Raw genomic sequence first — 13,155 nt, forward strand, 5'->3', positions numbered from 1 at the left:
TGTGATTGGAAGCCGCCTGTCGTTTTACGTTGTTGGATTTGATCTTATCGCTGCGGACGGTTTCCAGATGTATGAGGTTGTCAGCAGAATGACGGTTTCGTAATCAAATGTTTCCTTCGGCGCAGCATGAGTCGTGCCTGAACGCGGGGCGAAAAAAAGCCCGCTGGCGGCGGGCTTTGTGTTGCAAGACGTTGCGCGCGCATCGAAATGCGCGCGGCTGCCAAAGGCGCAATATCCGCGCGTGGCCTTACTGCCGCTGATAAATCTCAGCGCCTTTCTTCATGAACTCGATCGACTTTACTTCCATGCCTTTTTTCAGCGCTTCGTCGTCGGTGACGCCTTGTTGCGCCGCGAACTCGCGCACGTCCTGCGTGATCTTCATCGAGCAGAAATGCGGGCCGCACATCGAGCAGAAATGCGCGACCTTCGCCGAATCCTTGGGCAGCGTTTCGTCGTGGAATTCGCGCGCCTTGTCCGGATCGAGACCGAGGTTGAACTGATCTTCCCAGCGGAATTCGAAGCGCGCCTTGCTCAATGCATTGTCACGCACCTGCGCGCCCGGATGGCCCTTCGCCAGATCGGCGGCGTGCGCGGCGAGCTTGTACGTGATGATGCCGGTCTTCACGTCGTCCTTGTTCGGCAAGCCGAGGTGTTCCTTCGGCGTCACGTAGCAGAGCATGGCGGTGCCGAACCAGCCGATCATTGCCGCGCCGATGCCCGACGTGATGTGATCGTAACCGGGAGCGATGTCGGTGGTGAGCGGCCCGAGCGTGTAGAACGGCGCTTCGTCACACCATTCCAGTTGCAGGTCCATGTTCTCCTTGATCAACTGCATCGGCACGTGGCCGGGGCCTTCGATCATCGTCTGCACGTCGTGCTTCCACGCGATCTGCGTGAGTTCGCCGAGCGTCTTCAATTCGCCGAGTTGCGCTTCGTCGTTCGCGTCGTAAATCGAGCCGGGACGCAGGCCGTCGCCGAGCGAGAAGGCCACGTCATACGCCTTCATGATTTCGCAGATGTCTTCGAAATGCTCGTACAGGAAGCTTTCCTTGTGATGCGCGAGGCACCACTTCGCCATGATCGAGCCGCCGCGCGACACGATGCCGGTCATGCGCTTGGCCGTCAGCGGCACATACTGCAAACGCACACCCGCATGAATCGTGAAGTAGTCGACGCCTTGCTCCGCCTGTTCGATCAGCGTATCGCGGAAGATCTCCCACGTCAGGTCCTCGGCCTTGCCGTTGACCTTTTCGAGCGCCTGATAGATCGGCACCGTGCCGATCGGCACCGGCGAATTGCGGATGATCCACTCGCGCGTTTCGTGAATGTGTTTGCCGGTCGACAGATCCATCACCGTGTCGCCGCCCCAGCGGATCGCCCACGTCATCTTGTCGACTTCCTCGCCGATCGAAGATGTCACCGCCGAGTTGCCGATGTTCGCATTCACCTTCACGAGGAAGTTGCGGCCGATGATCATCGGCTCGCTTTCCGGGTGATTAATGTTGTTCGGGATGATCGCGCGGCCGCGCGCAACTTCGTCGCGCACGAATTCCGGCGTGATCTCGGTGAGGCCGTTCGGACCAAAAGCGCTTGCACCGAATGCCTGGCCCGGATGCTGACGACCCATCATCGCGGCGAGCTTTTCGCCGTTCGGGCCGCTCGTCTTCAGCGTCTCGAGATACTCGGCGCGGCGCTGGTTTTCGCGAATCGCGATGTACTCCATTTCCGGCGTAATGATGCCTTTACGCGCGTAGTGCATCTGCGAGACGTTCTTGCCGGGCATGGCACGGCGCGGCGTGCGGTGCAGGCCTTGAAAGCGCAATTCGGCGGTAGCGGGATCGGCGGCGCGCTCGCGGCCGTAGTCGCTCGTGAGGCCGGAGAGCGGTTCGGTGTCGCCGCGTTCTTCGATCCAGCGCTGACGCAGCGCGGGCAAGCCGGCGCGGATGTCGATCTTCGCTTCGGGATCCGAGTAGGGGCCCGACGTATCGTAGACGTAGACGGGCGGATTCTTTTCGCCGCCGAAGCTGTCAGGCGTGTCGGCCTGGGTGATTTCGCGCATCGGCACGCGGATGTCGGGGCGCGAGCCGGTCACGTAGACCTTGCGGGAATTCGGCAGCGGCGCGACGGCGGCTTCGTCGACGTGGGCGTCGGCGGAAAGAAACTTCGGGTTGGCGTTCATGCGTGTTCTCCGTCAAAGCAATGTGGGCCGCTAAGCAGGAGACGAGACGGAAGTAGTCGGAATTCGCGAGAGATGAGGCATGAAGGCTGGAGTGCGAAATCCGTACGCTTCCCTGCGCTGGCATTATCCAGATCAGGTTCAAAGGGTATTTCTCACCCACGTGGCACGGACCTCCAACTCCCGTGCAACGCAGGACCCCCGCGTTAGCAGCGCACACGATACACCGGGCGGGCGCCGCTTGGCAACCCGTCTTCAATGCTGTGTGCGATCGGTATAAACGTTATGCGTGAGCCGCCGATCCGCTCTGAGCCACGGGAACGCCCGCATCCGCAGGCGTGAAAGCGCACGTCTTTGCAGGCCGCCGATCCGCTATTTGCGCACTATGCTTGTATTGACGGGCGCGCCGCATATGACGCGCTGCAGCACTTGCGCCACGCGGCCTGTTCGCTTACCGCGTGAAATCGTCCGAGGCTTCGGGCTGATACAGGATCTTTTCGAGCTTCAGCACCTTCTCGGCGCCGCTTGGCGGCATGAAGCGAATCTGCTCGCCGCGTTTCGCGCCGAGAAGCGCCAGGCCGACTGGCGAGAACACATTCAGGCGGCCATGCGCGAAGTCGGCGTCGGGCGGATATACGACGGTCCAGGTCATGTGCTCACCGCTGCTTTCGTCGACGAGCGTCGCCTGCGAGTTCATCGTGACCACGTTGGCCGGAATCTCGCGCGAATCGACGATAACTGCGCGCTCCAGCACGTCGTCGAGCATGTCGTGCAAACGTGCATCCGCGCCGGGTGCAGCGGCGTGCTTCTCAAGACGGGCGACGTCGAGTTCGGTGAGGTAACACTGCTTGGTCCTTCTGGTCGTTTTCACGGCGGCTACTCCAATTCGATCTGCAATCTGGCTGCAATCTGTGTGAGGAAACATCATGCGGATGTGATCGGCCCGGCGCCCCGAAAGTCCCCTTGGGGACGACGCGGTTTCAGGCGGGGAAGCGAGCTGCGTCAGGTGGGGCGCCGGGCGGCGAGAAGCGGAAGCGTTCTTGGCGGAAGCGTTCGCGACGGCTCGCCGGCTGACTGCGGCGCGGACTGCACGCGCGCGCAACCGGTTGCGCGGCGAGGGCGCAAGCGGGTGAGGGCACGGGAAGTCGGAGAGCGCATTGAAGGGCCGGCAGTTGTCGAATGAAGATGGACGACGCGCCGCGAAAATCTGGCGAAGACAGCGAGCGGCGCGGTGACTAAGGGCATGTTAGCACGGCGTCTTTCAGCGACCTTCGAACATTTCACTGCTGTCAGTCGGGCCGCGACAAACGGTAATGCGATGAACGGTGATGCGATGAACACGCATGCAAACGTCAGTCAAAAAAATTTGCAGCGGGCTGTCATAACCTGCTGCGCGCATCGACAAACGTGCAGATCCCGACAGGAGCACGTCATGCAATCAATCGTCATGCGCCGCGCACATCGACCATTCGTGCGAGCCATCGTAGTTTTCAGCGCGATAGCGATGTTGTCCGCGAGCGGTCTGGCAAATGCAGCCGGCACGATGTGTAGCGCGCGCAGTCCCGCACATCGCGTTGCGCTCGTCGAGCTTTACAGCAGCGAAGGGTGCAATAGCTGTCCGCCCGCCGACGCGTGGCTCAGCCAATGGAAGCACAGCGGTACGACGCAAAGCATCGTGCCTTTGGCGTTGCACGTCGACTACTGGGACAGCCTCGGCTGGACGGACCGCTTCTCGCAGCACCGCTTCACCGAACGTCAGCAGACGCTCACCGATCTTGCGGGCGGTCACACCATCTACACGCCTGAAGTTTTCGTGGCGGGGCGGGAGTTGCGAAGCTGGTCGCAACGCGACAGTTTCGAAAGCCGCGTCGGCAAGCTCGTGGCTGAGCCTGCACGAGCGAACGTCGCCCTCGAACTGAAGCCGCAGACGGGCGGCGCATTCAACGTCGCGGCACGCTTTGACAGCAAGGCTGCCGATACCGCCGGGCCGCTCGATGCATACGTCGCAGTGTACGAAAACTCGCTGAGCTCGCAGGTCGGCGCGGGCGAAAACCGCGGAGCGACCTTGCATCACGAACGAGTGGTGCGGCAGTGGATCGGGCCGGTGCCGCTCGTCGGCGGCAATGCGCAAATTAGCCGCGACATTCATTTCGACGATGCCGATGCCGGGGCCCACAAAAGCGCAAATGCGTCCGCCGATAGATTCGGCGTAGTCGCTTTTGTCGAAAACGCAGCAACCGGCGACGTGCTGCAGGTGGCCGAACTGGCCGCCTGCCAGTGAGCGCGGGTCAATCAACGGAGACTCTCATGGCAACGCCTCATGTTGTTCGCGACAGCGCACCGCCTGCCGCGCCCTCAAGCGGCGTGATACATCCGGTATGGGTGCGCATCACGCATTGGCTCAACGCGCTCGCGGCGATCGTCATGATGCTGTCGGGCTGGCGCATTTACGACGCGTCGCCGGTCTTTCCCGCGTTTCGTATTCCGACGGAAATCACGCTCGGCGGTTGGCTCGGCGGTGCGTTGCAATGGCATTTCGCTGCTATGTGGCTGCTGGTTTTCAACGGCCTCGCTTACCTCGCGATGAATCTCGCGACGGGACGCTTCGTCCGCAAGTTTTTGCCGGTCTCGCCGCGCGCGGTGTTGCACGATTTCATCGCCGCGTTGACCGGCAAGCTGTCGCACGCGGACTTGCGGGTCTACAACGCGGTGCAGAAATTCGCCTACCTGTTCGTCGTTCTCGATCTGCTCGTGCTCGTGCTGTCGGGGCTCGCGATCTGGAAGTCGGTGCAGTTCCCGCTGCTGCGCGAGCTGATGGGCGGCTACGACAACGCCCGCATCGTCCACTTCTGCGCGATGGCGCTGATGGCTGCGTTCATCGTCGTTCATCTGGCGATGGTCGCGCTCGTGCCTCGCTCGCTGCTCGCCATGTTGCGCGGACGATAAATCGTTCGCGTGAATGTTATGGATACCGAATCATGAACAAGCTCATCAAAAACACTGCGGCGAACGCCGCCGGCAAGCTGGACCGTGAGTCGATCCTGATCGACGTCAGGCGCGAGCTTTCAATGCCGTCGCGGCGTCTGTTCGGCAAGCAGCTACTGTCGCTTGGCGGTTTGTCGATGCTGACCGGCTGCTCGTTGACCGACGACGAATCGGTCAACAAGTTTCTCACCGCCGTCTCGCGCCTGAACGACCGCGCGCAAGCCGCGTTGTTCGATCCGAAGCAACTGGCGCCGACTTACACGGAAGCGCAAATCACGCGGCCGTTTCCGTTCAATGCTTACTACGGTATCGACGAAGTGCCGCAGGTCGACGCTTCCGGCTACAAGCTAAAAATCAGCGGCCTCGTGACCGGCCAGCGCGTCTGGAGCTTGCCCGAGTTGTACGCGCTGCCGCACGCGGAGCAGATCACCCGGCATATCTGCGTGGAAGGGTGGAGCGCGATAGGTCGCTGGGGCGGCACGCCGTTCGGCGATTTTCTGCGTCGCATCGGCGCGGACACGAGTGCGAAGTACGTCGGCTTCAAATGCGCGGACGACTACTACGAAAGCATCGACATGCCCACCGCGCTGCATCCGCAGACGCTGCTCACGTTTTCCTACGACGGCGAGCGCCTGCCCGCGAAATACGGCTTCCCGATGAAGCTGCGCATGCCGACCAAGCTCGGCTACAAGAACCCGAAGCACATTGTAGAGATGTTCGTCACCAACACGTATCCTGGCGGCTATTGGGTCGACCAGGGCTACAACTGGTTCGGAGGCTCCTGACGCGCGCGGGTCGCCGCATGTGCCGCGCGCATGCGCGACCCCGGGCGGCAGAAGCTTCGGAAAAACGCCGGCTCGAGCCGGTTCGATTGATCCACAACAAACGGAGTTATCCCATGAAGAAATTTGCAATCGCAGCAGTGGCCGTCACCTTTCTGATGAGCGGCGGCGCCGCGTTCGCGCAGGCAAGCGGCGCGATGTCCAACGATTCGATGTCGCATGATTCGATGTCGAAAGACTCCATGTCCAAGGACAGCATGTCGAAGGACCACATGAAGAAGGACACCATGAAGCACGACAAGATGAAAAAAGGCGACGCAACGGGCATGAAGCACGAGGCGTCGGGCGCGATGAGCAACTAGACGGCCCAGCCGTAGCCGCACATCAGCGTGCGTGGTGCGGCTTGCGCCGCACAGCCGGTTTCGATGCACGCTGCATTGAGCGGCGCTTTCGTGCGCAAATAGAGACGCAAAGCCGGGGTGCGGTTAAGCCCCGGTTTTTTGTTGCATGCGCACCAAAAGTTACGATTCTTTCGCATGGCGCCGTGGGCGCTTACTGCATAATGCGATGCGCGCCATGAATTCGGCGCGTGTCAGCCGCGAATCCACCCGAGCCACCGCTCGGCCGGCGCGGCGTTGCATTACCCGTCTGGCTTTCTCTGTCAGCCAACCATAGTCCTTCGCTCCACCACCATGTCTGCCAGCCTCGCCCGTCTGACCGCATCGCCGATGCGGTGTCCGCCGTCCCCTCAGCGGGCGCCTCGAACGGCATGGACGGGTTGAAACGCATGTCGCTGGAATTTTCAAGCCGTTTTTCGCGTGGTTTCCCGATCCGTTTGCCGCAGTCGCGCAACGGTCAGATCGCGCTCGCGCTCGGCGTCGTCTATGTGGTGTGGGGCTCGACTTATCTCGCGGTGCACGTCGCGCTAGGCTCGTTTCCGCCGTTGCTGATGTCTGGCTTGCGCAACCTTTTCGCCGGCGTCGGGCTGTTCGTTTTCGCGGCGCGCCGCAATCCGGTTTGGCCAAGCATGGCGGAGATCCGCAACGCCGGGCTCGTCGGCACGATGCTGGTCGGGCTGTCGAGCGGCATGCTGGCATACGGCATGCGCACGGTCGGCACGGGCACTGCCGCGGTAATGGTCGCCACCGTGCCGCTCTTTGCGACGGTAATCGCGGCGGTGGCGGGACGCAAGATCGGCAAAGGCGAGTGGTTCGCGGTTGGGCTCGGGCTCGTCGGTATTGCTATCTTGAGCCATGGCGACAGTGCGCCGGGTTCGGCGGGCGGCAGCCTCGCGATTCTGTGCGGCGCGCTCTTCTGGGCGGGCGGCGCGCATCTCGCGGGGCGTCTCAAGCTGCCGTCCGACCTGTTCCTGTCCACGTCGCTGCAGATCGGCCTTGGCGGCGCAATGTCGACCATGGTCGCCTGGGTCTCGGGCGAGCGCATGCTCGAAGTGCATTTCCTGCCGGTGCTCGCGTTCGTCTATCTGATGCTGATCGGCACCATGGCCGCCTACGTCGCCTACGGTTTTCTGATACGGCATACGAGCCCGATCATTGCGAGCAGTTGCATGTACGTGAATCCGGTGGTTGCGGTGGCGCTCGGCGCGTTGCTGCTCGGCGAGCCCGTTACGCATTCGACGGTGATCGCGACCGTCGTGATCCTGGTCAGCGTGGGGTTGTCTTTCTGGCTTGACTATCGGAAGAAAGCGCTCGCCTGAAGGGCGACGCCTGCGGTTGATGCGGGCAGGGCGCTCCCATGGCCCCACCCAAGTCGTGCGTCAAAGCCGTGCGGCCAGTTCCGCGCCTTCGCGGATTGCGCGCTTTGCATCCAGTTCGGTGGCGAGCGCCGCGCCGCCAATCACGTGATAGCGCGGGCCACTTGCAGCCGCCGGCTCCCGCGGATGCAGATCGCGCAGCGATTCCTGCCCTGCACACACGACGATGTTGTCGACCTCCAGCCATTCTTCGACGCCGCCATGGGAAATCTTCAAACCGCGCTCGCTGATTTCCAGGTACGACACCCCGGCGAGCATCTTCACGCCGTTTCGTGCGAGCGTCGCCCGATGCACCCAGCCCGAGGTCTTGCCGAGCCCTGCGCCGAGCTTGCCCGCTTTGCGCTGCAACAGCCAGATTTGCCGAAACGGCCGGGCCGGAGCGGGCGGCTTCAAGCCGCCGCGTTCGCGCACGGAAAGATCGACGCCCCATTCGTCTAGCCACGCGTCACGCGGCATCGGCAAGGGCTCGCCCGCGGGATGCAGCAGGAACTCGCTGACGTCGAAGCCGATGCCTCCGGCACCCATCACGGCGACGCGGCGTCCCACAGGCGCGCCGCGCAGCACATCCACGTAGGACAGGACATTGGGCGAATCGATGCCTGCAATCGCGGGGCGACGCGGCACGATGCCGGTCGCGATCACGATATCGTCGTAAGCGCCGGCGGCGAGGAGCGCTGGGTCGACGCGGGTGCCGAGCCGCACGTCGACGCCATGCCGCTCCAGCTGGCTTTGGAAATAGCGGATCGTCTCGCTGAACTCTTCCTTGCCCGGCACGCGCATGGCCAGATTGAACTGGCCGCCGATGGTTGCGCCTGCATCGAACAAGGTCACGCGATGTCCGCGCGATGCCGCCACCGTCGCCGCGGACAATCCCGCCGGTCCCGCACCGACCACCGCGACAGCGCGCACGAGTTGGGGACTCGCGAGCGGTCGATAGACCAGCTCGGTTTCGCGCCCCGCGCGCGGATTGACGAGGCAGTTCGCGCGCTGATTCCTGAACGTGTGATCGAGACATGCCTGATTGCACGCGATACAGGTGTTGATTTCGTGCGTGCGTCCTTCGGCTGTTTTCAGCACGAACTCCGGATCGGCGAGCAGCGGTCTTGCCATCGAGATCAGATCGCCGGCGCCGTCGGCGAGCAAGGCCTCCGCGACCTCGGGCGTGTTGATGCGGTTCGAGACGATCACCGGCACCTTCACCGCGGCCTTCAGTCGCGCGCTCAGCGCGGCGAACGCGGCGCGCGGCACCGAGGTGACGATGGTCGGCACGCGCGCCTCGTGCCAGCCGATGCCGGTGTTGAACATCGTCACGCCTGCCGCTTCGAGCGCCTGTGCGACCTGCACGGTTTCATCCCACGTATTGCCGCCTTCAACCAGATCGATCAGCGAGAGCCGGTACACGATGATGAAGCGCTCCCCGCAAACCTCACGAACCCGCTCGACGATCTCGCACGCGATCCGCATGCGGTTCTCGATGCTGCCGCCGTAGCGGTCCGTGCGACGGTTGGTTCGTGGGCAAAGGAACTGGTTGAGCAGATAGCCCTCGCTGCCCATGATTTCGATGCCGTCATAGCCCGCGCGTTGAGCGAGCTTCGCGCAGCGCGCGTAGTCGCGCACTGTCTTCTCAATGCCGGCAATGCTGAGCGCGCGCGGCTTGAACTTCGAGATCGGCGACTTCAATGCGGATGCCGACACAACCAGCGGCTGATACCCATAACGCCCCGCGTGCAGGATCTGCAGCGCGATCTTGCCGCCTTCTTCGTGAACCGCTTGCGTGAGCAGCCGATGATTGCGCAGATCGAATACCGAGTTGAGCGTGCCGCCGAACGGCAGCAGCCATCCTTCGCGATTCGGCGAGATGCCGCCGGTGACGATCAGTCCCACGCCGCCCTTCGCTCGCTCGCGAAAGTACGCGGCCAGCTTCGGATAATTCCAGAAGCGGTCTTCCATGCCCGTATGCATGGACCCCATCACGACGCGATTGCGCAGGCGGGTGAAACCGAGGTCGAGCTCTGCGAGTAAGTGTTGGTAAGACATACAGGCTGCCGTTGTAAGTATGGGGTGCGCACGGACGATACACCGCGCGCTCGTGCCCACCATCTGAGGAAATCTTCTAATGCTCGCAAGATGTTGCCGGGTAAGACATTCTCCCGCCTCGATAAGCCAATTCGATGGTTGCGGCACAGCCATTGCTCATTGCGAGCGTCCATCGACACGGACCGCGCTGCGCCTCAAGAAAGGGGTGATGCGCGCAGGGATAGGAGGGAGTGCTTCGCTAGGGACAGCCGGACCGGGACCGTTCGAACATGCATCGAACACGGTTTCAGATGGCACTGTCGCCAAAGCGTGCGCCCGCATATGAATGGGCGGAGAGCCCGACATCGATATAGGTGAACACAATGAAACTGATCCGAACCATGGCGGCCGTGATTGCCGCTGCATCCGTACTGAGCGCGTGCGGCGGGGGCTCCGACGACGTAGGCAAGGAGCTCGGCCTGACCAACCCGGAAATCCATTTCGTGCATGCGATCCCGAGCGGACCGGCCGTGGATTTTCTCGTGAACGGCACCGCACCGTCGGGACAGACGAATGTCTCGTATAAGGGCGTGACGAACTTCACGAACATCAACACGGGCTCGACGAACGTCGGGTATGCGGCGACCGGCACGACGACCGCGCTCGCGAGCGGCAATTTCCCGAACGTTGCAAAGGGCCACGAATATACGGTGCTCGCGTTGCCGGGCTCGGCGGCACCGGACATCGGTCTGATCGACGATCCGTTCGACAAGGGTCTGCTTTCGAATAGCGCGCGCGTGCGGGGCTTTAACGCATCGGGCAACGCGCCGAACCTCGACCTGTATCTGGTCCAGTCTACCAACACGAGCATCAGCACCGTAGCCCCGACGATGGCCGGCGTGTCGTTCAAGAACGCGGTGCCTGCAAGCGGCCAGGATTCCATCTACGTGTCGGGCGGCCAGTATGTGCTGATCGCGACGGCGGCGGGCAGCAAGACGCCGATCTATCAGTCGCAGTCGTTCACCTTGTCGAACAACGCTGACTGGCTCATTACGTCGGTGCCGATTGGCGGCGCTCTCAGCCAGCTGGCGGTGGGGCAGATCCATCTGCTCGTCGTGCAGAACGGCAACACGAGCACACCGAGCATCGAATTGTCGAACACGCTGACGGGCGTATAAGCTCGCTAGAAAGCATGCGCGCATTGCAGCGCAAGCGATAGCGGCAAGTCCTGGGGAGGACGGGGCGGCGATCCACGCAAGTGGGTCGCCGCTTTGTTTTGTGCAGATGGATTCGATACATGCACTCGATACCTGCACTCGACATGACCGCGTTCAATAAAAAACCCGCTGCGGTTTCCCGCAGCGGGTTTCGTTCAAACCCAGCGGCCATGCGCCGCGACGGCGCGTAGCCTCTCGACGAAGAACGACTTACTTCGCCTTTTCAGCCGAATTGGTGAGGGCATCGCCGCCCTTCGAGATGTCCTGGCCGGCACCTGCCATGGTGTTGCAGCCGGCGAGCGCGGCCGTGCCTGCGATGAGAAGCAAAGCGATCAGTCGATTCATGAGAGTTCTCCTTGTCGAGAAGGTATCGGTAGACGTGTCCCGCTAGCGGCTGTGCTAGCTGCCGACCGTGGCTTGCGCCAGTCGATCCGGTCTGATTGCATGGTAAAAAAAGGGTGCGGGCGGCGCTGTCGGCTTTGCTGCGATTTTGTTGTAGGTGCGCTCTGGTGTTGGCGTCGGCGCACTCCTACAACGACGAACAGCAGCTGATTCAATGGCGGTGCAACGCGGCTAGACCTGAGTGCGCGCGGGGAACGGCAACGGGTTGCTGCCCGGCTGCGCCGCCGTGCTGACGCTCGGCATCACGACATGAATGTCGGTGCCTCTCGGCACGCCGCGTCTTATGTCGAACTGCCCGCCATGCGCGGCGACCCGCTGACGCATGCCGAGCAGTCCATGGGTGTGCGTGCGCGTCAGATCGGCCGGCATGATGCCCACGCCGTTGTCGGCGATATCGAGCGTGACCCGGCCCTCGCCGACCTGCAAGCCGATCGACACCTGCGACGCGCGCGCGTACTTCGCGGCGTTCGTCAACGATTCCTGCGCCACGCGAAAGAGCGCGATTTCCGTTTGCTCGTCGAGCTGGATGTCGTCGGCGGGAAGCTGCAGGTTCAGCGTCCAGTTATTGCGCTGCGCGGCCTCGTCGGCGAGCGTGCGCAGGGCGGTCACGAGACCGAAATTTGCCAGCACGGTAGGCCGCATGTCTTCGATGATGCGGCGCTTGAGCGCAATGCCCTGGTCCAGATTAGCGAGCGCGCGCTTTAACTTCTCGGAGATGTCGGGGTCGCTCTCCTTCAGTTTGCGGTTTGCCCACGCCACGTCCATTTTGCTCGCGGTCAGAATCGCGCCGAGTTCGTCGTGCAGCTCGCGCGCGAGTTGCGTCTTCTCGTTTTCGCTGACGGCCTGCAAATGCCAGCCGAGTGCCTCCAGTTGACGCGTGCGTTCGTTCACGAGTTGATCGAGCTCGCCTTGTTGTGTGATCAATTGACGCTGCACGCGCGCCTGTCGGTCGATCTGAATGCCCAGATTGCGGAACAGCAGAATGAACAACACGATATTGAGCGCCGACAGACCAGCCGCGCATAGCGTCGAAATGCGCTGATCGGCACGGCTCGCGGAGAGCGCGTGTTGCGCGCGCCGCTCTTCGTTGTCGCGCAGCAGGCTCAGTGTGCTGTCGACGAGCGCCGCATCTACCGCGTCGGAGCGGCTCGCGTTGCCGCATGCGCTCAGATCGAGCGGGCGGGGCGCCGCGCGCTGCAAGGCGGCCGCACCCGCGCCGATTCGCGCGTCGATCAGCGCGCGGATTTGCGTGAAGCTCGCGAGCTCCGCTCCGTCGGCTTTTGGACTGCGGTAAAAGCGCTCCAGCGGCTGCTCGCTGTCGCGGATGCTTACGGCGGTCGCGCAAAAATCTTGAGCCGCGGCGTCGCGCTTCGTCAGAAGAAAATCGCTTTGCTGCGCGCTCAGACGCGATAGCTGACTCGCGAGCGTGCTGAGTTGCACGGTGACATTGCGGGCTTCGAGCGCCGTCTCGTACTCGGCGGCGATGCGCTCGCGCGCGGTTTCAAGAATCACCAGCCCGCCGACGGTAATCACGATCGCCACGGTCATCGCGATCGCCCAGCTACGGTTGCGCATCCAGTTGCTCAGGCGGGCCGCGGCGCCGGGCTGAGGGGCCTGGTTTTGCGATTCTGTTTGGGCTTCGTGTTGCGCTTCGGTTAGCACTTCGTTCTGCACTTTGTTGTGCACCTTATTGCGCACGTCAGCCGCGTTCTGCACGTTTGACACGTTCTACTCCTTGGACACGCATCAGTGTAGCGTCCGCCGCCGTCGCTGCGGGTGCGCGCCCGCGCGCCGGCGCGGCCA

11 protein-coding genes and 1 riboswitch are annotated in these 13,155 nt (G+C 62.7%); of the genes, 6 read left to right on the top strand and 5 right to left on the bottom strand.

Translation table 11 applies throughout. The features are described from left to right. Positions 1–247: 247 nt before the first annotated feature. Positions 248–2,179 carry a phosphomethylpyrimidine synthase ThiC gene (gene thiC / locus JMY24_RS03425; protein ID WP_201701391.1) on the bottom strand — a complete coding sequence of 644 codons (1,932 nt, stop codon included), beginning with the start codon at positions 2,177–2,179 and terminating at the stop codon, positions 248–250. Between the two features lie 91 nt (positions 2,180–2,270). Further along, positions 2,271–2,389, bottom strand: a riboswitch (TPP riboswitch). Between the two features lie 238 nt (positions 2,390–2,627). Continuing rightward, entirely contained in the window at positions 2,628–3,047 is a 420-nt protein-coding gene (locus JMY24_RS03430; protein WP_128590149.1) for a GreA/GreB family elongation factor, read from the bottom strand. Positions 3,048–3,608: 561 nt separating this feature from the next. Here JMY24_RS03430 and JMY24_RS03435 point away from each other — a divergent pair. From JMY24_RS03435 to JMY24_RS03455, 5 genes are all read left to right on the top strand, one after another. Further along, complete coding sequence (locus JMY24_RS03435; protein WP_128595451.1) at positions 3,609–4,457, top strand: DUF1223 domain-containing protein; 849 nt, start codon at positions 3,609–3,611, stop codon at positions 4,455–4,457. Between the two features lie 26 nt (positions 4,458–4,483). Further along, on the top strand, positions 4,484–5,122 hold the full coding sequence (locus tag JMY24_RS03440; RefSeq protein ID WP_128595450.1) for a cytochrome b/b6 domain-containing protein: 639 nt from the start codon (positions 4,484–4,486) through the stop codon (positions 5,120–5,122). Between the two features lie 32 nt (positions 5,123–5,154). Beyond that, a complete protein-coding gene (locus tag JMY24_RS03445; RefSeq protein ID WP_128595449.1) occupies positions 5,155–5,946 on the top strand; it encodes a molybdopterin-dependent oxidoreductase in 792 nt (263 codons plus the stop codon). Between the two features lie 113 nt (positions 5,947–6,059). Then, positions 6,060–6,305 (top strand): pentapeptide MXKDX repeat protein, encoded by a 246-nt coding sequence (locus tag JMY24_RS03450; RefSeq protein WP_128590158.1) that lies wholly within the window; start codon positions 6,060–6,062, stop codon positions 6,303–6,305. A gap of 425 nt (positions 6,306–6,730) precedes the next feature. Next, positions 6,731–7,660 (top strand): EamA family transporter, encoded by a 930-nt coding sequence (locus JMY24_RS03455; RefSeq protein WP_128590161.1) that lies wholly within the window; start codon positions 6,731–6,733, stop codon positions 7,658–7,660. 60 nt (positions 7,661–7,720) lie between these two features. Here the strand turns inward: JMY24_RS03455 and JMY24_RS03460 are convergent, their stop codons facing one another. Beyond that, entirely contained in the window at positions 7,721–9,754 is a 2,034-nt protein-coding gene (locus tag JMY24_RS03460; protein WP_128595448.1) for an NADPH-dependent 2,4-dienoyl-CoA reductase, read from the bottom strand. 362 nt (positions 9,755–10,116) lie between these two features. On the opposite strand from JMY24_RS03460, the gene JMY24_RS03465 reads away from it, so the two are divergent. Then, positions 10,117–10,911, top strand: coding sequence for a DUF4397 domain-containing protein (locus tag JMY24_RS03465; RefSeq protein WP_128591907.1), 795 nt, complete (start codon positions 10,117–10,119; stop codon positions 10,909–10,911). Between the two features lie 249 nt (positions 10,912–11,160). On the opposite strand, the gene JMY24_RS03470 is transcribed toward JMY24_RS03465, so the two are convergent. Beyond that, the gene (locus JMY24_RS03470) at positions 11,161–11,295 is read right to left on the bottom strand and encodes an entericidin A/B family lipoprotein (RefSeq protein WP_020065433.1); all 135 of its coding nucleotides are present in this window, start codon (positions 11,293–11,295) and stop codon (positions 11,161–11,163) included. A 228-nt stretch (positions 11,296–11,523) separates the two neighbouring features. Then, positions 11,524–13,077: a sensor histidine kinase gene (locus JMY24_RS03475; RefSeq protein WP_128595447.1), complete on the bottom strand. Its 1,554-nt coding sequence runs from the start codon at positions 13,075–13,077 to the stop codon at positions 11,524–11,526. Positions 13,078–13,155: the final 78 nt, after the last annotated feature.

Origin of the sequence: Paraburkholderia kirstenboschensis, assembly GCF_904848585.1 — a bacterium.
In the GTDB taxonomy this organism is placed as follows: Bacteria; Pseudomonadota; Gammaproteobacteria; order Burkholderiales; family Burkholderiaceae; genus Paraburkholderia; species Paraburkholderia kirstenboschensis.